At 75.5% G+C, this 21,858-nt stretch carries 19 protein-coding genes; 1 reads left to right on the top strand and 18 read right to left on the bottom strand.

Translation table 11 applies throughout. The features are described 5' to 3' along the window. Nucleotides 1–114: 114 nt before the first annotated feature. The 14 genes from AB0O82_RS21330 to AB0O82_RS21395 all read right to left on the bottom strand — a co-directional run bounded on the left by AB0O82_RS21330 (nucleotide 115) and on the right by AB0O82_RS21395 (nucleotide 15,507). Nucleotides 115–2,922 (bottom strand): BTAD domain-containing putative transcriptional regulator, encoded by a 2,808-nt coding sequence (locus AB0O82_RS21330; protein WP_363585545.1) that lies wholly within the window; start codon nucleotides 2,920–2,922, stop codon nucleotides 115–117. 165 nt (nucleotides 2,923–3,087) lie between these two features. After that, complete coding sequence (locus AB0O82_RS21335; RefSeq protein ID WP_363585546.1) at nucleotides 3,088–3,930, bottom strand: hypothetical protein; 843 nt, start codon at nucleotides 3,928–3,930, stop codon at nucleotides 3,088–3,090. Further along, entirely contained in the window at nucleotides 3,927–5,807 is a 1,881-nt protein-coding gene (locus AB0O82_RS21340) for a GMC family oxidoreductase (protein WP_363585547.1), read from the bottom strand. The genes AB0O82_RS21335 and AB0O82_RS21340 overlap by 4 nt, the downstream gene beginning before the upstream one ends. Then, nucleotides 5,804–6,163 (bottom strand): hypothetical protein, encoded by a 360-nt coding sequence (locus tag AB0O82_RS21345; protein ID WP_363585548.1) that lies wholly within the window; start codon nucleotides 6,161–6,163, stop codon nucleotides 5,804–5,806. Before AB0O82_RS21345 ends, AB0O82_RS21340 begins: the two co-directional genes overlap by 4 nt. Nucleotides 6,164–6,468: 305 nt before the next feature. Continuing rightward, entirely contained in the window at nucleotides 6,469–7,515 is a 1,047-nt protein-coding gene (locus tag AB0O82_RS21350) for a TIGR03617 family F420-dependent LLM class oxidoreductase (RefSeq protein WP_363585549.1), read from the bottom strand. Nucleotides 7,516–7,598: 83 nt separating this feature from the next. Next, nucleotides 7,599–8,786 carry a zinc-ribbon domain-containing protein gene (locus AB0O82_RS21355; protein WP_363585550.1) on the bottom strand — a complete coding sequence of 396 codons (1,188 nt, stop codon included), beginning with the start codon at nucleotides 8,784–8,786 and terminating at the stop codon, nucleotides 7,599–7,601. Nucleotides 8,787–8,789: 3 nt separating this feature from the next. Continuing rightward, nucleotides 8,790–9,398 carry a phage tail protein gene (locus AB0O82_RS21360; protein WP_363585551.1) on the bottom strand — a complete coding sequence of 203 codons (609 nt, stop codon included), beginning with the start codon at nucleotides 9,396–9,398 and terminating at the stop codon, nucleotides 8,790–8,792. After that, nucleotides 9,395–11,356, bottom strand: a complete 1,962-nt coding sequence (locus AB0O82_RS21365; protein WP_363585552.1) for a putative baseplate assembly protein — start codon at nucleotides 11,354–11,356, stop codon at nucleotides 9,395–9,397. Before AB0O82_RS21365 ends, AB0O82_RS21360 begins: the two co-directional genes overlap by 4 nt. After that, nucleotides 11,356–11,811 carry a GPW/gp25 family protein gene (locus AB0O82_RS21370; RefSeq protein ID WP_350881814.1) on the bottom strand — a complete coding sequence of 152 codons (456 nt, stop codon included), beginning with the start codon at nucleotides 11,809–11,811 and terminating at the stop codon, nucleotides 11,356–11,358. The genes AB0O82_RS21365 and AB0O82_RS21370 overlap by 1 nt, the downstream gene beginning before the upstream one ends. Continuing rightward, nucleotides 11,808–12,119: a PAAR domain-containing protein gene (locus tag AB0O82_RS21375; protein ID WP_363585553.1), complete on the bottom strand. Its 312-nt coding sequence runs from the start codon at nucleotides 12,117–12,119 to the stop codon at nucleotides 11,808–11,810. Before AB0O82_RS21375 ends, AB0O82_RS21370 begins: the two co-directional genes overlap by 4 nt. Before the next feature lie 60 nt (nucleotides 12,120–12,179). Next, nucleotides 12,180–13,961 (bottom strand): VgrG-related protein, encoded by a 1,782-nt coding sequence (locus AB0O82_RS21380; protein WP_363585554.1) that lies wholly within the window; start codon nucleotides 13,959–13,961, stop codon nucleotides 12,180–12,182. Next, the gene (locus AB0O82_RS21385) at nucleotides 13,958–14,677 is read right to left on the bottom strand and encodes a peptidase M23 (RefSeq protein ID WP_363585555.1); all 720 of its coding nucleotides are present in this window, start codon (nucleotides 14,675–14,677) and stop codon (nucleotides 13,958–13,960) included. Before AB0O82_RS21385 ends, AB0O82_RS21380 begins: the two co-directional genes overlap by 4 nt. A 58-nt stretch (nucleotides 14,678–14,735) precedes the next feature. Further along, a complete protein-coding gene (locus AB0O82_RS21390) occupies nucleotides 14,736–15,164 on the bottom strand; it encodes a phage tail protein (RefSeq protein ID WP_363373130.1) in 429 nt (142 codons plus the stop codon). A 67-nt stretch (nucleotides 15,165–15,231) separates the two neighbouring features. After that, nucleotides 15,232–15,507 carry a hypothetical protein gene (locus AB0O82_RS21395; RefSeq protein ID WP_363585556.1) on the bottom strand — a complete coding sequence of 92 codons (276 nt, stop codon included), beginning with the start codon at nucleotides 15,505–15,507 and terminating at the stop codon, nucleotides 15,232–15,234. A 2,410-nt stretch (nucleotides 15,508–17,917) separates the two neighbouring features. Here AB0O82_RS21395 and AB0O82_RS21400 point away from each other — a divergent pair. Further along, nucleotides 17,918–18,409 carry a hypothetical protein gene (locus tag AB0O82_RS21400; protein ID WP_363585557.1) on the top strand — a complete coding sequence of 164 codons (492 nt, stop codon included), beginning with the start codon at nucleotides 17,918–17,920 and terminating at the stop codon, nucleotides 18,407–18,409. A 624-nt stretch (nucleotides 18,410–19,033) separates the two neighbouring features. Here AB0O82_RS21400 and AB0O82_RS21405 read toward each other — a convergent pair. The 4 genes from AB0O82_RS21405 to AB0O82_RS21420 are packed head-to-tail and all read right to left on the bottom strand — an operon-like array spanning nucleotide 19,034 to nucleotide 21,700. Further along, a complete protein-coding gene (locus AB0O82_RS21405; protein WP_347878560.1) occupies nucleotides 19,034–19,192 on the bottom strand; it encodes a DUF6760 family protein in 159 nt (52 codons plus the stop codon). Next, a complete protein-coding gene (locus tag AB0O82_RS21410) occupies nucleotides 19,189–19,677 on the bottom strand; it encodes a hypothetical protein (RefSeq protein ID WP_363585558.1) in 489 nt (162 codons plus the stop codon). The genes AB0O82_RS21405 and AB0O82_RS21410 overlap by 4 nt, the downstream gene beginning before the upstream one ends. Then, nucleotides 19,674–20,114, bottom strand: a complete 441-nt coding sequence (locus AB0O82_RS21415) for a phage tail protein (protein WP_063346012.1) — start codon at nucleotides 20,112–20,114, stop codon at nucleotides 19,674–19,676. Before AB0O82_RS21415 ends, AB0O82_RS21410 begins: the two co-directional genes overlap by 4 nt. Before the next feature lie 38 nt (nucleotides 20,115–20,152). Beyond that, nucleotides 20,153–21,700, bottom strand: a complete 1,548-nt coding sequence (locus AB0O82_RS21420; protein ID WP_363585559.1) for a phage tail sheath family protein — start codon at nucleotides 21,698–21,700, stop codon at nucleotides 20,153–20,155. Between the last annotated feature and the right edge of the window lie 158 nt (nucleotides 21,701–21,858).

Raw genomic sequence — 21,858 nt, forward strand, 5'->3', positions numbered from 1 at the left:
GGGCTGGCGGGCCGGTGGGCTTCGGTGCCGCGGTGGGCGCGCTCGCGTCGACCGGGCAGCCTTCGGGCGCGGTTCCGTCCGGGGCGGGGGAACGGGACCCGCGGCCGGCAGCCGCTAGCCGTTCCCGCAGGTCCGTACCGCGGCGGCGCGCGCGTAGTAGTCGGCGGCGTCGGCGGTGAAGCCGTCCTGTTCCGCTAGGCGGCCCGCGCGGTCGAAGTGGTGCCACGCCTCGCCGTTGCGGTCCAGGGTGGCCAGCGCCCTCCCGCAGATGTCCAGGAGCATCGCGCGGCGCGCGACGACCTGGTCCTCCGGGGCGAGGTCGAGCGCGTGCCGCGCGAGGGTGAGCGCCTTCGCCGGTCGCTCGTTCAGCAGGTGGTACCGGGCCAGGTAGTAGGTCGTGAGCATCTCGGTCTGCGGGCTGCCGGCCCTGCGGGCGAGCTGCGCGGCCCGCTCGTAGCCGAGGCCGGCCAGGTTCGTGTCGCCGAGTGCCTCCCGGGCCTGGGCCAGGTTGGCGGTGGCGATCGCCTCGCCCTCGGTGTCGTCGGCGCGCCGGGCCAGGTCGGGTGCGCGCAGCAGGTGCGGCAGGGCCTCCTCGTACCGGCCGTTCTGCCCCAGGACCCAGCCGAGCAGGCTCCTGACGCGGGATTCCGCGTCGGCCTCGGCCAGTTCGACGGCGGAGCCGAGGGCGTGGCCGAGCGGAGCCTCCCAGTCGGCTCCGGGCTGCTGGACGACCAGGGGCCACAGCAGCAGGGCGAGTCGCCACGCCCGGTGGTGGTGCCGGCCGGCGGCGGCCGCCGCGGTGGCGGCGACGAGGTTGCGCCGTTCCCTGGCGTACCAGGCCATGGCCTCCTCCCGGTCGGCGAAGACGGGCGTCGACACCGGCGTCCGGAAGTCCTCCGGGAGCCGGCAGCAGGGTTGGCTGCCCGCCACCGCCGCGCTCGCGGCGGCCAGGGCGGCGTACAGGTAGTGGTCGAGGAGCGGAAGGAGGCGGTCGTCCCCGGGGGCGGGGCCGAGCGAGCGGGCGAACAGCCGGATGAGTCCGTGCAGGGCGTAGCGGTCGTGCCCCCGTTCCTCCACCAGGTTGGCGGCGACGAGGCGTTCCAGCACGGCGCGGCTGCCGGCCGGGCTGTCGTCCGCCAGCGCGGCGACCGCCGCCACGTCGATGTCGGGGCCGAAGTGGTGGGCCAGCAGCCGCAGGACGGCGACCGCGTCGGGCGGGAGGTGGTCCACGCTGACGCGCAGGACGGAGGCGAAGTCGATGCCGTCCACCGCGAGGAACGAGATCCGCCGCTGCCCGTCGCGGAGTTCCTCGACCGCGTCGCCGAGCGAGCGCTCGGGCCGCACCGCCAGCCGGGCCGCCGCCAGTCGCAGGGCCAGCGGCAGCCCGTCGCACAGCCGCACCAGGCGCCCGGCCGCGTCCGGCTCCGCTCCGACCCGGTCCGGGCCGAGGATGCGGGCGAACAGTGCCTCGCCCTCCCCCGGCCCGAGCCGGTCCAGCAGCAGCGGGCGGGCGCAGTCGCCGGCGACCAGGCTCTCCAGCCGGTTGCGACTGGTGACGACGGTGGCGCAGCCGTGGGCGCCGGGGAGCAGCGGGCGGACCTGGTCGTAACTCAGCGCGTCGTCGAGGATGACCAGGAGGCGGCGGTTCCGGAGCAGCGAGCGGTAGAGCGCCTCGGCTGCGGCGGTGTTCTGCGGGATGTCGTCGGGCTGGATGCCGAGCGCGCCGAGGAAGTCCCGGATGACGAAGGCGGGGTCGGCGATCGGGGCGGTGTCGACGAAGCCGCCGAGCCGGGCGAAGAGCACGCCGTCCGGGAAGTCCGCCGCGGCCTGTTGGGCCCAGTGGGCCACCAGCGCGCTCTTTCCGATCCCGGCCGGCCCGGTGACCAGACAGATGGGCGAGTCGTGTGCGGTGTGCCGCACGGCCGCGTCGAGGGCGGCGAGTTCGCGCTTGCGCCCGGTGAAGCCAGCCGGTCGGCGGGGCAGCAGGAGCGGTCGCCGCAGGTCGTTCGCGCCCGGCTGGCCCGCGCCGCGGTATGCGTCCGCCTGACGGTGCGCGTCAGCTCGGCGGTGCGCGTCCGCCTGGCGGCGGGCGGCCTCCTGCCGGCCCGCGGCCTCCTGTCCGTGGGGGTCCCCGGGCCGGTGCGTGTCCTCCCGTCGGCGTGCGGCGCGTGGCGGGCCGAGGATCCGGTCGTAGGCCTCGACCATCGCGGGGCCAGGGTCGACGCCCAGTTCGTCACCGAGCAGTCGGGCCGTCCGGTGGTAGAGCTCGATGGCCTCGGCCTGCCGGTTCGTCGACAGCAGGGCGTCGAGCAGGAGCGCCACCAGGGACTCGCGCAGCGGATGCCGGTCCGCCGGGCCGCGCAGCACCGCGACGGCCTCTTCGGCGCGCCGGTCGGCGGTCAGCGCCTGGCCGAGCTCCTCCACCGCGCCGAGCCTCGCCTCCTCCAGTTCCGCTGCCGCGGCGACGACCGGGGGTGTGCCGCAGAGTCCGGCGAGCGCCGGGCCGCGCCAGAGCGCGAGGGCTTTGCGCAGCGCCGGGATCCCGGCCGGTGCGCCGTCGCCGGTGCGCGCTTCGGCGACGGCGGCGCGGAACCGCTCACCGTCGATGTGGTCGGACGGTACCTGGAGGAGGTAGCCGTCACAGGCGGTGGCGATGGTGACCGGGCCCACGGGGTGCAGCAGCCGGCGGAGTTGGGAGACGTGCCCCTGGATCACGGTCTTGGCGTGTCTGGGCGGCTGCTCGCCCCACAGGGCGTCGGTGAGGCGGTCGTTGGTGACCAGCGCGTCGTTGGCGAGGAGCAGCATCGCCAGCAAGGTCCGGCGTTTCGGTGGCCCGATCTCGACGAACTGCCCGTTGCACCGGACTTCCACTGGTCCGAGCAGCCGGAATTCCAACAAGGGTCCCTCCCCACTGCCGATCACCTGCGCAATGGGTAAGGCTACCCTTGTCAGTGGACACTCACGAGCACACCCCCAGCTGCGGAGGAGCGGTCAGGGGTGCACGCGAGAACGGCGCCAACGGTCCGCTGCCCGCCCACTCAGGTGGTGTCGACCCTGACCGTAACCCGCCCTCGGCGGGCGGGCACATCACCGGACGTAGTAGGCGCGGTTGTGGGCGGCGACCGGCGGGGATTGGTAGGTCCAGACCCCGGCGGCCGGGGCGTCGGCAATCAGGTGGGCGAGGTCGCGGGCGGACTCCTCCGCGGGGTTGCCGAGGTCGAGCCGGACGCGGTCGGCGGTGCGGTCGTCCAGGGCGTAGTAGCGGTAGGGGTGGTAGACGTTGAGCGGGCCGGCGAGCAGCTTGCCCTCGTCGTCGGTGCCGTAGCCGGTGATCGGGGTGTTGTTGACGGATTCGGCGGTGAGGCCGATCAGGTTCACGTCGAGGGCGAGGAGTTGCTCGTCGTGGCGGCGCAGCCCGTCCGCCCCGAGGGTGGCCCGGCGACAGGAGACGGACCAGCGCTCACGCAAGGCGGGGGCGTTGAGCGAGGGCAGCGCGGTCTCGAACCAGCCGGGGTGCTTGGGCTCGGCGTACAGGCGGCGCCCGGCGTCGATGGCGAGCGGGTTGTCGCACAGGACGTGCAGGCGGGCGATGCCGAGCAGCTTGGTCTGGTCGTAACCCCGGGCGTACTGGCCGTAGTTGAGGACCGGCAGGCGGTCCCCGGCGAACATCGGGTGGGCGACCAGGTTGATCTCCAGCTCCTCGGTGATGCCACCGCCGTTCGGGTACTGGGCGAAGTACAGCTGGTAGTTGAGGGACACGCAGGCCCCGCCGTCGAACACGGCGGCGGTCAGGCCGGGGTGGCGCTTGCCGAGCAGCTCGCGCGCCCGCTCGGGCTGGACCAGGTAGTCGACGCCGATGTTGTGCAGCGCGCCGTAGTGGAAGGGCAGGTGGTACGGCTCCGGTACGGGCGGGAGCGGCAGGCCGGTCATGGTGTCTCCGGAAAGGCGGGCGAACGGGTGGCAAGCGAAGGAGCGACGCACGAAGGGGTGCCGGGCGAAGGGGTGCCGGGCGAAGGGAGCACGGGCGAGCGAGGCGGGCCGGGGGTCGGCAGCCTGGTGCCGACGGACACCGGGCGGTGAAGGTCCAGCAGGTCCTGGTGGATCCGGTCGGCGCTGCGCAGGGCCAGGGCGGCCATGGTGAGCGAGGGGTTGGAGGTGCCGAGCGAGGGCATCGAGCCGCACCCGACGGCGTACAGGTTGGGGTGGTCCCAGCAGCGCTGCCAGTGGTCGACGACGGAGGTGGCGGGCGAGTCGCCCATGACGTGGGTGCCGCCGGCGTGGCCCGCGCCCCGGTAGCCGTAGGCGGTTCCCAGGTGTTCGAGGCGGCCCGGCCACTGCGGACCGGCCGGGTAGGCGGTGTGGTCCTCGGCGCCGAGCAGGGCGAACAGCTGGTCGGAGACGGCCCGGGCCGAGACCATGCCCGCGCGGACGTACTCGTCGAGGTCGTAGCGGACGGCCGGGCCGGGGAGGCCGAGCGGATCGCGCCGGTCCGGGTCGAGGGTGACCCGGTTGGCCGGGTCGGCGGGCTGCTCCAGTTCGAACTGGAGCGAGAACTGACGGCCGAGCCGGTCGCCGAGGCGTACCCGCAGCTCCTTGCCGCGCAGCCCGGCGGCCAGCAGTGCGGCCGTCTCCGCCTCGGGGGAGCCACCGGCCCAGGACCAGCCCCAGTTTCCGATCTCGATCCGGAACGGGGCCCGGCGGGCACGGGCCGGGCCGAAGCGGAAGGCCTCCAGGCCGCTGGTGGAGCCGGGCCCCCGGTAGGGGCCGACCTGGCCGGGCATGAGCCCCCAGGTGAGCAGCGCCGGGTGGTCCATCAGGTTGCGGCCCACCTGGTCGCTGCGGTTGGCCAGGCCGGACAGGAGCAGCAGCCGGGCGTTCTCGACGGCGTGCGCGGCGAGGACGACCAGGTCCGCGTCCACCCGGTGGGCCGCGCCGCCGGCCAGGTACTCCACCCCGGTGGCGCGCCCGGTCACCGGGTCGGCGAGCACCCTGGCCACCACGGCCCCGGTGCGCAGTTCGACGCAGGGCGCCCAGCGGGCCTGGGTGCGCAGCGGCGTGTACTTGGCACCGGTCGGGCAGACCGGGACGCAGCTGGCGCTGCCCGCGCAGGGCTGGCCGAAGCTGTCGCCGGGCCGGGTGGGCAGGCCGTTGCGGGCGTGCGGGGTGCCGGTGACGGCGAGCCGGGCGGGGCCGGGCATGGCGGGGTCGCGGACGGTCCGGCCGTCGAGGGCGTGGGCGAGCCGGCGGTCGAGGTGGCTGGCCGGGATGGCCCGCATGGGGAAGGCGTAGTCGTCCGGGATCGGCAGTCCGACGGCGCGGCGCTGCTCCCCGGCGTCGGCGGCGACGCCGAGTTCGTGTTCGGCTGCGCGGTAGTACGGCTCCAGGTCGTGGTAGCCGATCGGCCAGTTGCGGCCGCGGCCGAGGTCGCCGGTGCGGAAGTCCTCCGGGTGCATGCGCGGGGTGAGGCCGGTCCAGAGCAGTCCGGTGCCGCCGTTGGCACGCAGGTAGCCGCTGGCGTAGGGCAGCGGGCCGTCCTGCCGGAGGTGTCCGGTGGCGGTGAAGCCACCGCCGGGGAGCCCGGTGAGGTCGGTGACGTCGAGGGACGGGGCGTCGGGGTCGTGCGGGTAGGGCGATGTGGGCGGGCCGCCGCCGGCCGCGCGGAAGGCGGCGGCGGTCTCGGGCCCGGAGGGCGCGGCCCGGCCGGCTTCGAGGACGAGGACCCGCCGGCCCTGCGCGCCGAGGCGGTGGGCGACCAGCGTTCCGGCGAAGCCTGCGCCGACCACGACGACGTCCCAGCGGGCGGTCACCGTTCCTCAACCCCTCGGGGGGCCTCGGCCCAACTGCCGTGGCCGGGGGCGGCGGCGCCGGGCGGGTCGGCGCGGAAGGTCCGCCAGGCCAGGCCCTGGTCGTAGGCGCGGGCGGAGCTGGGGGTCTCGCCCGGCCAGGCGCCGACGTACCAGAGGTGGACCAGGGCGTGGTCGTCGCGGACCCGGTGGGCCAGGGTGGTGCGGTGGTGTTCGTGCGCCATGCCGGTGGCGCGCAGCTCGGGCTCGTCGAAGCCGGTCAGTTCGGCGCAGACGCGCAGGAACTCGTCGAAGTCGGCGAGGTCGTCGGGCGCCCCGAACTCGGCGAGGCAGTCAACGGCAGGATGGTCGTCTGGCACGGACAAGCGGGCACCCCCACGGTCGTCGACGGTGGCCAAGACATGACAGACCGTGGGGTGGGTGAAGTCGGCGGCCCGTCACGGTCTGCCAGCGCGATCCTGCCGCCCGCCGTCGCCACCGGGAACCCGTTGCCCGAATGTGCCCGGTCTTGGCCGTCTCCTGCCCGATCCACCGCCCACCGCGTTCGGTCGGCGGCTGTTTCCGGTCGGGCTACGGGGGCTGGCGCGGGTACGGCGAGGGGTCCGGCGGGACCGGGCGGAGGTCCGGCGAGGGTCGACGAGGGTCGACGAGGGTCCGACGGAGCTCAGCCGAGGGCGCGGACGGCCGCCAGGACGTCGAGGCCCAGCTCCGGGTCCGCCTCCTCCGGCAGGCTGACGGACAGCCGGTCGACCAGGCCCGCGTACCGCCGGGTCAGCTCGCGGGCGACGTCCTCGACCGGACCGGACACCGCGAAGGTGTCGAACACCTCGTCGTCGATCAGCGCGGCCATCTCCGCCCAGCGGCCGCGCACCGAGTGGGTGTGCAGTTCCTCCTGGAGCCCCTCCCACCCGTGCTGGGCCAGCACCGGGCGGTAGGCCGGGGTGGAGGCGTAGAACGCCAGCCGCTCCCGCACCCCCGCCCGGTTGGCCGCCAGTTCCTCCTCCGTCCGGCCGGTGGCGGTCAGCACGCTGCCGGCGACCTCGAACGGCCGCGCCGTCCACGGGGCGCCCTCGGCCTCGGCCTGCGCCCGGGCCCCGGTCAGACCGGGCAGCACCTGCTCGGCCAGGTAGGCGGGCGACGAGAACGGGTGGCTGAGGAACCCGTCGGCCACCGCCCCGGCCGTACGGGTCATCAGCGGCCCCACGCCGGCCAGCAGGATCCTCGGCACCCCGGCGGGGACGGGGTCGGGCGAGAAGACCGGCGTCATCATCGTGTGGGTGTAGAACTCGCCCCGGAAGCGCAGCCGTTCGCCGGTCTGCCAGCTGTGCCAGATCGCCCGCACCGCGTGCACGTACTCGCGCATCCGCGCGGCCGGCCGGTCCCAGGGCATCCCGAAGCGCTTCTCGATGTGCGGCTTGACCTGCGAGCCCAGCCCGATGACGGCCCGTCCGCCGGAGGCCGCGTGCAGCCCCCAGGCCTGGTAGGCCAGCGTCATCGGGGTGCGGGCGAAGGCCACCGCGATGCCGGTGGCCAGCTCGATCCGCTCGGTCCGGTCGGCGGCGCGGGCCAGCTGGAGGAACGGGTCGTACGCGGTCTCGGCGACCACCAGGCGGTCCATGCCCCGGCTTTCGGCCCGCTCGGCGGCGTCGAGGATCCCCGCCGGGTGCCCGGAGGCGGTGGCGTCGAGACGGAAGGCGGGGGGTCGGTGCATGGCGGTGCTCCTGGGCGCGGGCTGCGGCGGTACCCGGGTAGCCTCCCACGCCGGCGCCCGGGCCCACCCCCGCAGCCTGCCCCTCAGCGCTTGAAGAACTCCACCTCGGCCAGCGCGATGGGGATTCCGGGCCCCGTCCCGGCGGCGGCGCGGACGACCAGCGTCACCTTCACGACGTCGCTGACGCCGGTCAGCACCGTCTGCGGGCCCGGCTTGTCGTTCAGCGTCACCTTCTGCTCGTGCACCTTGCCGTCCGAGGTCGTCATCCGGAGGTCCAGGGCGGTGGGCCGTGCCTGCTGCTGGAACTGCTGCGGCTCGGTGGAGGAGCCGGTGTGGATAATCACGTCCACCAGCCGGAACGGTCGGGCGAAGGGGAAGCTGATCGAGTCCCCGACGTTCGGCGCCCCCCAGTAGGTGTTGCTCAGCCCGTCGACGGTCAGTTTCGCGGGATGGCCCTCGACCTCCGCGCTCGCCGCCGCCCCGGTGGGGGAGATCGCCGAGGCGTCGCGGAGCTTGTCCAGCACGTCCTCGTAGATGTTCCGCCCTGCCGGGTAGAACAGCACGCCCGCGACCACCAGCGCCGCCAGCACGAGCAGCGCGATCATCCGGCGCAGGGTGCTGCCGGAGCCGCCGATGCGCACGCGGCGGCGGAACGGCCAGCGGGTGCGCCACCACGGCAGGGCCGCCACGAGTTCGGTGGGGGTCAGCGGCTCCGCGCACCGCCGGCAGAACTTCCGGTCGGGCCGGTTGGGCGTGCCGCACCGGGGGCAGGGTGGGCCGACCTGGGCCTCGTCGGCCGCGGCCGGGCGGACGGTCGGCCGGGGCGCGACGGGCTTGGCGGGCTGCACCGCCACGGGGTCCGCCGCCGGCTGCCGGGCGGCCGTGGGCTGCGGCGGCACCGCGCCGGGGCGGACCGGCGGCACCTCGGAGGCGGGTGCGGGTACGGGCGTGGGTGCGGGCGCGGGCGCAGCAGCGGGCGCGGCGGAGGAGGGCCTCGCCGGCTCGGCGGGCCGCGCGGCAGGCGGTTCGGCGGGCGCCGCGGACGGCCGCACGGGCGGTTCCTCGCGGGCCGCACCGGCGGGCGGAGCAGCGGGCGACGCAGCGGGCGGGTTGGCGCCAGCGGGCGGGGCGGCGGCAGAGCCGGGAGCCCCGGAGGCGGGAGCCGCCGAGGTGGCGGCAGCCGTCCCCGACCAGCCGAGGTAGGCACCGCAGTTGCCGCAGAAGTCGTCCCCGTCCTCGTTGGCCACTCCGCACTCGGGACACGTACGCATTGCTCAGCTCTCTTCCGCACCGAGTGGACCGAGTGGACCGGATGGACCAGGCGGACCGGATGGACCAGGCGGGCCGGGCAGGACCTCCACCCGGCAGGTGAGGTGGACCGGGCAGGACGCCCGGACGACCGCCAGCACCTGCTCCTCGTCCACCGCCGGAGTGCGCTCGGGCCAGACCCGCACCAGCAGTTCCCCGGAGGGCGCGGGCGGCAACTCCGCGCCCGCGGTGGTGGACCAGGCCACGCCGCCGCCGTCCACGATCTGCGCGCCGACGCCGAGGATCAGCCGCAGCCGTTCCCGGAGCCCGCGCCGGGTGCCCCGCCACCGGTGCAGTTCGACCGCGCGGCCGACCACGGCCCGGCGGACCTCCTCCGGCCAGGCCGGGTCGGTCTCGACGGCGACCCAGTCCGCCAGCCACTCGACGAAGTCGGCCGGGGCCAGGCGCGGTTGGAAGTAGGCGGGCAGGTTGTCCAGGGTGGCGAAGACCGGGGCGAGGACGGTGTCCAGGCCCGCGGTGAACCGCTGGGCGAAGTCGTCCTCGGCGTAGAGCGCGGGCAGGAGTTCGCCGATCGGATGCGGGCTGGGCAGCCCGGGGACGGCCGCTCTGCTCATCGCGGACCGTCCGCCGGGAGCGCGGCGACCACGACCTGGTGCTGGTGCGAGAAGACCAGCGCGTCCGGGGCGACGTCGACCCGTTCGGCGGGCGCGCCCCGGCGCCCGGTGATCGGATCCGCCGGGAAGAGCCGCAGTTCCTCGACCGCCGTGACCCCGGCCACCTGCTGGAGCACCGCGAACACCTCCCCGTACTGCACGGCCCGGCCGAACGGCCAGCCCCTTCCGTCGGCGCCGCCGCGCAGCGGGTTGAGGTGCCGGAACAGGGCCGCGAGCGCCGCCTCCCGGACCCGGTCGCCGTCCGGGGAGCGGGTCGCGAGCCGGGCGACCACCGTCACCCCCTGGTAGTCGGGCGGTTGGACGACGAGCCGGGTGCCGACGAGCCGCCGCTCGTCCAGGGCCGTCGCGATGGCCGACAGCACCTGCTCGCCGGGGATCAGCTGCTCGAACCGCAGGCGGTCGCCCTCGTCCGCGACCGCGTCGGGGACCACCAGCACCCGCACCGCTCCCGCCTCCCCGGCGACGGCCGGCGCGCAGCGCACCCGGGCCGCCGAGGGGGCGGCCTGCCGGGCGATCAGCTCGAAGTCCCCGGCGGTGACGGCCCGTTCCTGGAGCCGCAGCAGGTGGGGGGCGCGCACCTTGGCGTTCTCCACCGTCTCGCCGTCGACCCCGCCCCTGGCCGCTTCCCGGTTGTCGACCCTGGCCACGTACGGGACGGAGCTGCGCAGCACCGTGATCGTCGCCCGGGCGACGTTCCCGGCGGTGCCGCCGCCCGTGCGGTAGCGCGGTACCCGCAGGTGCGCGCCCTTGGGCGGCACCGCGCCGAAGGCGTGCAGGCCGCCGTCGGGTTCCCGGACGGCGGGCGGGAACGCGAACTCTCCCGTGGTCGCGTCGATCACCACGTGCCGGTCGGTCGGCGCCGAGTCACCGAAGTGCTCGACGGCCGTCCACCGCTCCCAGCCGTCGCCGGCCGCGACCTCGACCACCGGGGGCCCGCCGTCGAGCAGGACGGGCGGCCTGGCGAGCCGGAAGCGCTGGCCCGCGACGCCCTCCGAGGTGCCGAGCGGCGCGTCGGTCACGGTCTGGGCGTGCACGACGGTCGCGGTGCCGCCGACGGTGAACACCTCTGCCCGGCGGATCGTCGGGGACTCCGCGTAGAACGGCTGGCCCGGCTCCGGCGCGGACACCCGGCAGCGCAGCCAGCCCGCCCGGCGCCCGGCGACCACCGAGGCGACCTGCCCGGCGGGCACGAACACCACCACCTCGCCGGGCCGGTTGAGGCCGCCGGTGGTGTCGGAGCCGGTCTCGCAGGCGATCCACCGCGCGCCGTCCCACACCTCCCACGCCAGCGGGGGCTGGCGCGGGTCGACGCCGACGCCCTCGACCCGGCTGTCCAGCCGGACGACGAGGATGCAGCGCGGCACGACGGCCGGCAGCGCGAACAGCATGGCGTCCCCGACCTGGGGGCGCGGCTGGAAGCACGGCACGTCCACGCCGTCGGCCAGCCGCGCCGTGGCGTCGGTCTGCTCCCCCGCGGCGGAGACGGTGACCAGCCGGTCGAGGGAGCTGGGGACGACGGGCAGGTCCTCGGCGGTGGAGAACACCACCGCCTCCTCGGTCTCGGTCCGCAGCGTGGACACCTCGGTGCCCGCCCGCAGCAGCACCGTCTCGGGCTGCGGGGCCGACAGCCAGAAGTCGACCTCCGCGGTCGCCGCGGCCGGCGGGAAGAGCCGGACGCCCAGCAGGTCGAGGAAGGCGGAGTAGTTCTTCTCCGGCACCCGGTTCAGCCGGTAGAGCAGCTGGTCCACCATGTACGCGAAGGTCTCGATCAGGGTGACCCCGGGGTCGGACACGTTGTGGTCGGTCCACTCCGGGGCCCGCTGCTGGACGAACCGCTTGGCCTCGTCGACGAGTTGCTGGAACCGGCGGTCGTCCAGGTTCGGGGAGGGCAGCGCCATCAGCTCACTCCCCCGGTCACGGCGCCCAGGGCACCCGGGACGTCCTGGACATCCGGGGCGTCCGGCGAGCTCGGGATGGTGTAGAAGGGGAAGACCAGGTTGCGGCGGTCGTTGGTGGACCGCACGGTGTAGTGGACGTCGATGTAGAGCGTGCCGTCGTCGACGGTGTCGAAGGCGATCACGACGTCGTCCACCTCGATCCGCGGCTCCCAGCGTTCCAGCGCGGTGCGCACCTCGCGCGCGATCCGGCCCGCCGTGCCGCCGTCGCTCGGCGCGAACACGTACTCGTGGATGCCGCAGCCGAACTCCGGGCGCATCGGCCGCTCCCCGGGGGCGGTGCCGAGGATCAGCCGGATGGCCTCCTCGATCTCCCGGTCCCGGTCCACCATGCCGATGCCGCCGGTGGCGTTCACCCGCAGCGGGAAGGCCCAGCCTCGCCCGATGAAGCCGCTCACGCGACGCCCCCGATCAGCACGTTGAACGCGCCGGTGACGATCTTCGCGCCGCAGGCCGTCTGGTCGCCCACCCGCGCCGCGGGCAGCCCCCCGATCAGGACCAGGCCCCCGGCCGCCGCCTTGGGGCTGGGCATGACGACGTTGCCGGGCCCGAGTTCCACGTGCGGCACGCACACGTGCAGGCTGCCGGTGACGGCGGCCGGGCGGCCGCCGATCAGTACGGTCGCCGCCGCGAGGGCGCCTGGCGGCGGGGTGGTGATGGCACCGCCGTCGCTGGTGGTGTCACCCATCCGGGCTGCGGGGGGCATCTGCGTTCTCCAATCGGGTGGTTCGAGGGGGCCGGAGGGTCGGGCCGTGCCGACGGTGGTTCAGTTGATGCGCACGAGGGCCGCCTTGAGCACCGCCAGCGCTCCGCCCTCCACGGTGACCTCGGTGCGGCCGGTGACGTTCACCGATCCCCCGCGCAGGTTCACCGCCCCGGCGCCGGCGTCGATGGTGATGCCGGTGGAGGACAGCCGCACCGAACTCGCCGCCGCCGCACCGGCCGCGCCGAAGACGGTCAGGACGATCTCGCCGTGCTGCTCGTCCAGCCGCACCTCCAGCTTCCGGTCCCCGCTGGCCAGCCGGACGCCGGACTGGCCGCCCGGCACGTCCAGCAGTTCCAGGCGGTGGCCCGAACGGGAGACCAGCGAGCGGCGGTTGACCTTCCCGCCGGCCGGGTCGACCAGCGGCACCTCGTGCGGCGAGGGCTTGTCGACGCCGTTGTAGAGGCCGCCCAGCACGTACGGGCTGTCCAGGCTGCCCTGCTCGAAGCCGACCAGCACCTCGTCGTTCACCTCGGGGCTGAACACGCCGCCGCCGCCCTGCCCGCCCCACTGGACGGTGCGCACCCAGTCGGAGACGTAGGTGTCGTCCAGCCACGGGAACTTCAGCCGCACCCAGCCGCGTTGCGCGCCCCCCGGCTCCCGGACGTCGGTGACCACGGCGATGGCCAGACCGGGCATCCGCGGCCCGCGCGGCACCGCGCCGCCCCCGGCGACGAGCCCCGCGAGGGAGCGGTCCGGCGCCGCGCTGACCACGACGGTCGTCCGGTAGCCGCGGTAGGGCTCCAGCAGGTGGCGCACCGCGGTGGCCGTGTAGCGGCCCGAGAAGGCGGCGCCGACGTTGCCCAGGGCGACCGGAACACCCGCCCGCAGTTTCGGGTTGCCCTCGACGACCGCCTCCAGCTCGCCGAACCCGGCGGCCACCGAGGCGGCGACCGACCCGGCCGCGGCCGCCGTCTCCGCCTGCGTGCGGTACGGGGTGTCGGTGACGGTCATCCGCGCCTTCCCGGCGAAGGCGGCGGCCGCCGTCGACGGGCTCATCCCGGGCCGCACCGTCTCGCTGGCCACCGACGGCTCCGTGGCGACCAGGGCCTTCTTGGTGAGGACGTTCCAGCCGCGCACCTCGACGGTGTCCGCCCCGCCGCCGCCCGTCAGCACACCGCGCAGCTCCAGCAGGTTGCGGCCGTACTCCAGGACCATCGGGTTCTGCGGAGCGGGCGTCGAGGGGGCCGGGGCCGAGGAGGCCTGCTCGGGCTTGACGAACTCCAGCAGCCCCTCGTCGTCCGCCCGCACCTGCGCGCCGCTCTCCTGCGCCAGGTACTGGAGGAACTCCCAGTCCGAGACGTTGGCCTGCGACAGCTGCTCGTGGACGACGGGGAACGCGTCGACCCGGCCGCAGCCGAGCCCGGCGCCCGCGGCGACCTGACGGACGATGTCCGCCGTCGACATGTTGCGGAACGCCTTCACCCGGCGCCCGCGCATCAGCCGGTGGGTGATGGCGGACGCCCGCACCACGGTGAACGAGCCGGTGGTGTCCACGTCCAGCTCCAGCGCCGTCACCTCGCCGGTGAACAGCCGCACCTGCGCGTTGCCCTGCACCGTCATCACGGAGACCCGCAGCCGGGTGCCGATGGTGACCCCGGTCGCGGACAGGAAGGTGTGGTCCGCGTCGCGGAACATCAGCACGGCCGTGTCGGGCAGGCCCGTGCTCTCCTCGATGTCGCAGGAGACCAGCTGGGCCGCCCAGACCGGCGGCAGCGGGCCGGGCGCCTCGACGATCGGATCCGCGGCGAAGGAGCGGCCGCCGCGTGCCTCGGGAGTGGTCATGACCGCCCTCCTCGGGTGGGCTCGTCGATCCCCGGCACGATCAGTTCCACCCCGGGGACGAGCACCATCGGGTCGTCGATGTCGTTGGCCTCGGCGATGGTGCGCCACGCCGTCGCGTCGCCGTACTCGCGCCAGGCGAGCAGCGGCAGGCTGTCGCCCGCGATCACCCGGTGGGTGCTGCGCGCCTCCATCGAGCCGGAGGTCGGGTTCTGGCCCGGCGTGTCGACACTGGCCTCGTCGATGGTGAACGAGCAGGTGGCCCGCAGCGGCTTGCCGTCGACGTCGAAGAGCGAGTAGGTGACCTGAAGGCCGGTCAGCACCCCGTTGAACGACGTCGTCGACGACGTGCCCCAGTCCAGCCGTATCCACGGGCTCGCCGGCTTCTTGCGCGCCAGGCTCGCCGGAGTCGGCACACAGGCCGTCATCAGCTGCTCCACCGCCTTTTCCACGGAGTCGTCATGGGTCGCCGTCGCATCGAGGAACACCTCCATGGACAGCGAGCGGGGCCCGCTGCCGACGAACTCGGGCAGCGCGGACTCGGCGGCCATCCGGGACGGGGTACGGCGCCACTCCGAGGACTTCCGCAGCACCAGGCTCGACGGGTTGAACTGGAGCGGGAGCCGCGCGATCACCCCGCCGGGCTGGGCGCCGACCGTCGCCGGCGGCTCCATGATGGCCAGTTGGGCCCGGGTGACACTCGCGGGGACCTCTGACATCCCGCACCTCCTTCCGTTCGTCGTCCGATGGGTGGCCTGCGCCGGGTGCGACGCGCCGTCACGATGACGGGCGCAGCCCGGCGTGGGCGATCTCCAGGGACTCCGTCGCCGCCTGCGAGTTCGCCGGGTCGAACGACGGGCCCTGCCAGCGGACGGGCACGATGCCGAGCACCTGCCAGCTGACGATGGGACTCAAGTCGGGCCGCAGGGCCACGATTTCACCGTTCTTGGGCTGGACCCGCCGCACGGTCTCGTCCAGCCAGCGGGCGATCTTGACGGTGTCCGCGGTGACCGCGCGGGTGAGCGTGATGTTCGACCAGGTGATCCGGCCCGGCAACTGCCAGGAGAAGCCGTTGTTGCCGCCCTCGGCGTACTGGTGGATCTCGACCTCGGCACCCAGCCCCGAGCACGTCGTGAACTCGCCCAGGTCGTTGCCGCCGATCGTGAGCTTGAAGAACACGCTCGTCGCGAAGATGTTGTCGGTCATTCCTGCCTCCGTCGCCCTGCCCACCTGCCACCTGCCACTGCCCGTCTGCCCGCCGCGCCCCGAGCGCTCAGCGACGGCCGTCGTACGGCCGCCCGGCGCGCTCCCTCCCCCTGCGCAGCTCCACGCGCAGCAGCCGTCCGACGGGCTCGATCAGGCGCCGGGCCAGTTCGTCGAGGTCGGCCCCCGACGGGGACCCGGTCGACGATCCGCCGCCCGGCTGCGGGGGCGGGGCCGCGGTCGGCGGCGGGGACGAGGCGGTCTGGACGGTCACCGGGGTGCGGGCCGGTACGGCGGTCAACGGCACCCCGGACAACCCCGCCTGCTCCGCCACCCGTTGCAGCACCCGGGCCGTCTCCGTCGAAGGCCGCGCCGGCCCGGACGGCCCTGAAGACGGGCCCGTGCCGGCTCGGGACGGCGCGGTCCACGACCACGACCCGGTGCGCAACGGCGACTCCCCGCCTGCCCCCGGTCCGCCGAAGCCGCCCCCCGCGACGCCCGGCGCCCAGGCGCCACCGCTCGGCAGCGGCGGCGTCGCGGACGCGGGCACGGCGGGGCCGGCGGGCCCGGCGACCGGCAGCCGCTGGACCATCGCCGGAGCCGCCGGGGACGCCGGGGCGCTCGGCGGGGTGAGTCGTACCAACGGCACGCTGGGAACACGGCCGCCGGAGGAGGCAGCGGGCGCGGACGCAGGACGCCCCCCGCGACCGGCGGGGACGGCGGGGACCGCGGCAGGCGCCGACGCGTCGTCGGAGAACGCCGGTCGCACGGCCGCCTCGACCGGGCCGGGGGCGAGGGCAGGGCCAGCGGCAGCAGCGGCAAGGCCCGCGACAACAGGGCCGGCGGACACCGAGCGCTGCACGCTCGCAGCGCGCCCGACACGAGAGGCGCCCACGGCCGCCGGGCCGGCATCGGCCACGACGACCGGGGGTGCTGGACGCTCCCCGCGCCGCACCCGCCCGGCGGGAACCACGACAGGCACCGCAGCACCTCGCGGCTCCGCCGACCGGACACCCGGCTCGACGGGGCTCGGACCGCCGGAGACCGACCGCTGCACCGCCGGACCACGGCCGCCACGCTCCACAGCCGGCGGCGGCACGGGAGTCTCCCCGCGTCGCGCCCGCCCGGCCGGGGCGGTGTCCGGCGCTACGGGCTGCCCGTCCGACGCCTCCGGGCGAGGTCCCCCGGCCGTCGTCGAACGCTGCACACCGGCCCGCCCCGCAGGAGGACCGCCGTGCTCCGACCGGCGCGTATCCGCCTCCATCGGGCCGGTACCGGGGCCGACGGCCACCGGACCGGTGCCATCAGTCGCCGGACCCCGCACACCCGCACGCCCCGAGGGGGCCCCACCGCGCTCCGACGGCCGCGGCCCCCGCGCCGCCGAGCCTGCCGACGCCGATGAGCGCGCATCCGCCTTCACCGGGCCGGCGCCGCCGGCCGCCGAACGCTGCACGCTCGGACGCCTCACGGCAGCAGAACGCCCTACCGCGCCCGAGCCGGCAGGGTCGGCGGAGCCGCCGGACGCCGGTCCCCGCGCACCCGCACGCGCCACCACGGCACCCCGCGCACCCCGCGCCGCCGGGCCGGTGCCTTCCGGGTCCGCCGGGGACGCCGGTGCCGCTGGGGACGCCGGTGCCGCTGGGGACGCCGGGCGCGCAGCGTCGGGTCGGCTCGCCTGTGCCCGTCGGGGCAGGCGCAGGACGGCGGCGGCCCGGTGCCGCCAGCTCGCGGGTGCCACCGGTTCCGGGGCCTGCGGCACCTGGGTGCGCGCCGGCGGCTCCGGTGGCCAGGCGGCCCTGACGACGGGTGGGGCGGGCGCCGGCGCCGGCGCTCGGCCGGACACCGGTGCGGGCGCCGTCGCCGGTGCGGCGAGTGTGGACGCCATGCGGCGCTCGCCGAGCAGGCCCAGCGTGCGGTGGCCCGGGCCAGCCACCGGACGTGCGGCGGTGCCGCCGATCGGCGAGCGGGCCACGACCAGCGGGCCGGGCTCGCCCGGCGAAGCGGTGGGCCGCACGTCCCGGGCGCCACCGGTACCACCCGTACCACCGGTACCACCGCTGCGCCGGGCCCGGCGGCCCGCGTCCTGCGGTGCCGTCCCGGGGGGCGACTGCGGCCCGACGGCGGGGCCGGGCTCGGTGGAGCCGCCCTGCCCGCTCGTGTCAGCGCTTCGCGCGCCGGGCGCAGCCGCACGCTGGACTGCCGTGGCGCCCGGCTCGGCGGGGGCCGTGCCCGTGGCGCGAGGAGCGCTTTCCGGGCTCGGGGCCGCCGCGCTTCGGCCGGTCGGCTGTGGTCGTGCGGAAGTGACGGGGGTGGCGGGAGTCCGTGGGGTGTCGGGAGTCGCGGGGGCTCCGTGGCCCGGGGCCGTGGTCCGCCGGACGGGGCCGCGCCGGCCGTCGGCCGTACCGGCGGCCCGTGCTCCGGGTGCCGCGCCCGCCGTCGGCGGCAGCGCGGTCAGCGGCGCACCCAGGCCGCCGTGCGTGCGGGCGTTGGACGATTCGGGGCGCGCCTGCTCGGTGCGCGGCTGTGTGGCGCGCTGTACGGCGGTCGGACCGCCGCCGGTCTGGACGGCGCGCTGCACAGGGGCGTCCCCGCGCCGTCCGGGCTCGGGACGGGCAGGGCGAGCCGAGCGCGCCGGGCTGCCCGGTGCCGACGGCTCCGCACCGTCCGGCCCGCTCCCCGCCGGAGCTTCCTGCTGCGCGGGCGGGGAGACGATCGGCATCGGTCCGTGCCCGGCCTCGGGGCCTTGACCAGGGACGATGCCTGACGCGCCGTCGGCGTTGAGCCGTGGCGAGGCGCTGGCGGGCAGCGAGGTCAGCGGGGCACCGAGCACGGGTCGGCCCGGCGCGGCGCCTCCCCTCGCGGCGCGCTGCACGGCGTTGCCGGTGCGCGGGGTCGGGGCATCGGTCGGCCGCACCGGCGCCGGTTCGGAGGTCTCGGACGGCCGCGCGGTGGCACCCGGCTCCACGACGGGCGGAGCGACGGCGGCGGAATGCTCCACCGTCGGCGCGCTCGCGGGCCGTTCCACCGGGGCCGCGCCCTCAACAGGCTCCACCGACGCGACGGCAGCGGCACGCTCCACCGTCGTCGCGCTCGCGGCACGCTGCACCGGCCGGGGCGGGATCACGGCCACCGCGCGCGTCGGCAGCGACCGGGGGCGGGGTGCGGTGGTCAGCGGCTTCCCGACGCGACGCGACGGGACCGGCCTGGCAGTCCTGGCCTGCCCGGCAGACGGCACCTCGGAACCGTGAGCGGGCGCGGGGGCAGCGGGCGCGGGGGCAGCGGGCGCGGAGGCAGCCTGCGCGTCGCCGCCCTCGGCAGCCACCGCCCGTACGGGCAGCCGTCGCACCACGGCGCCGGACCTCTGCACCTGCCGCACCTGACCGAGCCCGCCCGTCGCGCCCGGCCCGCGCCCCACCGAATCCAAAGCCGAATCCGAAGCCGAGGCCGGTACCGGATCCGCAGCCTCCGACGGCGCCACCGCCGGTGCGGCGTACGGCAGCACGGGCCCGTCCGCCCCGGCGGAGACCGCCGGGCCGAGGGGCCGTGCCACCGCCCGCAGGATGCCCGCCGGGGCGGACGGCAGGACCGCGTGCCCGAGTGCACCGGTCAGCGAGGGGTTCTGCCAGGAGGCGAGCCGGGACCGGAACCGCAGGCCGTCGCTGACCCCGCCCGCCGCTCCCGCGAGGGTCGGGGTCAGAGGCGCGACCGCGCGCCAACCACCGTCCGGGGCGGGCGCGTCGGCCCGGGGCGCGGGAGCCGCGTCACCCGTGCCGCCGGCAGCACCCGAGGTGCCCGGGGCACCCGAAGCGCCCGCCTCGCCCGGACCGCCGGCCTTCCGGCGCCCGAGCCGGTCCCGAATCCCCATCCCGCGCTCACCCGCCTTCGTTGACGCGGGTGTTGATCCGCGCGATCTCCCGCACCCACGCGCGGCGTTCCTGGTGGGACAGGTCGAGGATGTCCTCCCGCTGCCAGTGGAAGTGGTAGGCGATGTACGCGACCTCCTCGTACAGCCGGGTGGTCGCGTACGTCACCATTCCCCCAGGCGCCCACCAGCGAGGTCGACTTCGAAGGAGCCGTCGCAGTGCGGGCAGGTCACCGCGGCGCGGGTGTGGCCCTCACTGTTGATCCGCTGGTAGAAGTCCTGGAGGAACGCGACGTCGGTGGCGTACATCTGCTCGACGACGCCGGCGTGCACGTCGGTGACGGTGCCGAGCCGGGTGATCACGTGGCTGAGCAGCACCACGCTCAGGTACGCCGGGTTCTCCTTGACCCGCAGGTCGATCTGGGGCATGAGTTCGTCCCGCGCGGTGGCCAGGCGCATGGCGCCGTGCCGGTGCAGGACGCCCTCGTCGTCCAGGTACCCGCGCGGGAGTTCGAACTCGAACTCCGTGTGCAGTCCGTGCCCCTGCGGGCCCCGCCCCCGCTGCGGCGCGGCGGCCTGCGGGGCCGCGGCGGGAGCGGGGGCGGCTGCCGGAGCCTGCTCCAGGAGTTCGTCGAGGCTGATCCGTCGTCTCATTCGACGGTGATCTCCTCGAACACGATGGTCACCGTCTCGGTCGCGGCGCTGGACTCACCGGCGGTGAGGGTGGGGCCCTCCCACCGGCTGGCCCAGGCGTTCATCAGCTGGATCCGCCGGAGGGTGGCACCGGTGGTGTCCTTGACCTCGATGGTGAGGTTCTGCCGCGCGGTGTTGATCGCGCCGTTGTTGAGGGTCTCGTTGATCCACTTGGTGAACGCCCCGCTCTTGTCGAGCCCGCGGGTGATCGTCACCTCGCCCGGCAGCCGCGCGCCGGGCTGTTTGCGGACGATCAGCTTGCCCTGCTGGGTCACCTGCTTGTACTCGACGACGTCCTGGTCGACGGTCAGGTTGCTGATCTCCTTGACGGACTCGACGTTGTAGCCGCCGAGTTGGACGCCGAATATGTGTGTGGAGAGCGGATCGCCTTCAGCCATGACTTCCTGTCACCTTCCGGTCTGTGCTGGCCTGCTGGTCACTCGTTGACGAGGCTCGTGCTGTCGGAGAACTGGGACAGCCGGAACACCACGAACTCGGCGGGCTTCACCGGAGCGACCCCGATCTCGCACACCACCTGCCCGAGGTCGATGGACTCCTGCGGGTTGTTCTCACGGTCGCACTTGACGTAGAAGGCCTCCGCGGCCGTGGCGCCGAACAGCGCTCCGCGCCGCCACTCCTCGGTCAGGAACGCCGTGATGTTGCGGCGGATGCTGGACCACAACCGGTCGTCGTTGGGCTCGAACACCACCCACTGGGTCCCCAGGAGGATGGACTCCTCCAGGTAGTTGAAGAGCCGCCGCACGTTGAGGTAGCGCCACGCCGGGTCCGAGGAGAGGGTCCGGGCGCCCCAGATTCGGATGCCGCGCCCGGGGAAGGCCCGCACGCAGTTGACGCCGATCGGGTTCAGCAGGTCCTGCTCGCCCTTGCTGAGGCGGATCTCCAGGTCCACCGCGCCGCGGATGACCTCGTTGGCCGGCGCCTTGTGCACGCCGCGCTCGGCGTCGCTGCGCGCCCACACCCCGGCGGCGTGCCCGCTCGGCGGGACCATCGTGTTGCGGCCGGTCGCCGGGTCGAACACCTTGATCCACGGGTAGTACAGGGCCGCGTAGCGGGAGTCGAAGCCCGCCTCGTTGTTGCGCCAGTTGCGCACCTGCTGGGCGCTCAGCCCGGGCGGGGCGTCCAGGACGGCGATCCGGTCGCCCATCTGCTCGCAGTGCGACATCACCGCGAGCTGGACGGTCCGCACGCCCTCGGCGTCGATGTCCCCGCGCTGGTAGGCGCTCATCAGGTCGGGCACCGCGACCATGGTGATCTCGTCGATCGCCTCCAGGCCGGAGAACCCGGTGCGGGCCGAGGCGTCGCCGACGTACTCGGCGGGGCTGATCCGGGTCGTGGCGGCGGGGGCGACCGGCCCGGGCGCGGGGGCTGCGGCGAGGGCGAGCGTCTGGCGCTCCGGGCGGCTCGGCGCGGTGCCCGGCTGCTCGCTGACCGCGACGAGCTTGGACTCGCGCAGCTGGGTGACGACGTAGCCCTTGGTGTTCTTGCGGGTCGAGACGTCGTACGTCTCGGCGACCTCGGCGCCCTTGCGGAGCACCAGCCGGAACCGGTCGTCGGGGACGTTGTCGCCCTCGACGTCGGCGATCTCGACGGTCAGGTCGGCGCCCCCAGCGGGCAGGGCCGTGAACAGGAAGCCGGCGTGGGCGGTGGGCGCGGGCGCCGATCGGGCGACCGGCGGCCAGCCGCCGTCCGTCTCGCCGCCGGGCTCGCCGATCCGCACGACGTAGACGGCGCCGCCGCCGTTGGCGAAGAAGCCGTAGACGGCGTGGGGCAGGTAGGTGCCTTCGGAGAAGCCGCCGAACTGCTGGACGTACTGGTCCCAGTTGGTCACCAGGGTGGGCTCGTGGAAGGGGCCGGTCTGGGCGAAGCCGACGAGGGCGGCGACGGCCGTGCCGACACCCTCGATCGGCCGGGCACCGGACTGGACCTCCTCCACGTACACGCCCGGGGTGAGGTACGACGGCATGCTCGCTCCTTCGGGGTGGCCGATCATTCGCCACCGAGTCTGCTGCCGGGCCGCCACCCGCGACATGTCCGCAGGTCCCGGACCAGGGGCAGAGCCGCTGCCCCGGCGGGCACCCCGGCAGGGCCTCACCGGTCGTCAGCCGGTCGTCAGCCGGTCAC

The sequence above is a fragment of the Kitasatospora sp. NPDC088264 genome, from assembly GCF_040685715.1.
In the GTDB taxonomy this organism is placed as follows: domain Bacteria; phylum Actinomycetota; class Actinomycetes; order Streptomycetales; family Streptomycetaceae; genus Kitasatospora.

What these genes read in the sequence shown, in the direction of transcription:
- AB0O82_RS21335 (WP_363585546.1), bottom strand. Translation starts at nt 3,930, where the DNA reads ATGACCGGCCTGCCGCTCCCGCCCGTACCGGAGCCGTACCACCTGCCC.
- AB0O82_RS21350 (WP_363585549.1), bottom strand. Translation starts at nt 7,515, where the DNA reads ATGCACCGACCCCCCGCCTTCCGTCTCGACGCCACCGCCTCCGGGCAC.
- AB0O82_RS21355 (WP_363585550.1), bottom strand. Translation starts at nt 8,786, where the DNA reads ATGCGTACGTGTCCCGAGTGCGGAGTGGCCAACGAGGACGGGGACGAC.
- AB0O82_RS21360 (WP_363585551.1), bottom strand. Translation starts at nt 9,398, where the DNA reads ATGAGCAGAGCGGCCGTCCCCGGGCTGCCCAGCCCGCATCCGATCGGC.
- AB0O82_RS21365 (WP_363585552.1), bottom strand. Translation starts at nt 11,356, where the DNA reads ATGGCGCTGCCCTCCCCGAACCTGGACGACCGCCGGTTCCAGCAACTC.
- AB0O82_RS21375 (WP_363585553.1), bottom strand. Translation starts at nt 12,119, where the DNA reads ATGCCCCCCGCAGCCCGGATGGGTGACACCACCAGCGACGGCGGTGCC.
- AB0O82_RS21380 (WP_363585554.1), bottom strand. Translation starts at nt 13,961, where the DNA reads ATGACCACTCCCGAGGCACGCGGCGGCCGCTCCTTCGCCGCGGATCCG.
- AB0O82_RS21385 (WP_363585555.1), bottom strand. Translation starts at nt 14,677, where the DNA reads ATGTCAGAGGTCCCCGCGAGTGTCACCCGGGCCCAACTGGCCATCATG.
- AB0O82_RS21390 (WP_363373130.1), bottom strand. Translation starts at nt 15,164, where the DNA reads ATGACCGACAACATCTTCGCGACGAGCGTGTTCTTCAAGCTCACGATC.
- AB0O82_RS21400 (WP_363585557.1), top strand. Translation starts at nt 17,918, where the DNA reads ATGCCTGACGCGCCGTCGGCGTTGAGCCGTGGCGAGGCGCTGGCGGGC.
- AB0O82_RS21410 (WP_363585558.1), bottom strand. Translation starts at nt 19,677, where the DNA reads ATGAGACGACGGATCAGCCTCGACGAACTCCTGGAGCAGGCTCCGGCA.
- AB0O82_RS21415 (WP_063346012.1), bottom strand. Translation starts at nt 20,114, where the DNA reads ATGGCTGAAGGCGATCCGCTCTCCACACACATATTCGGCGTCCAACTC.
- AB0O82_RS21420 (WP_363585559.1), bottom strand. Translation starts at nt 21,700, where the DNA reads ATGCCGTCGTACCTCACCCCGGGCGTGTACGTGGAGGAGGTCCAGTCC.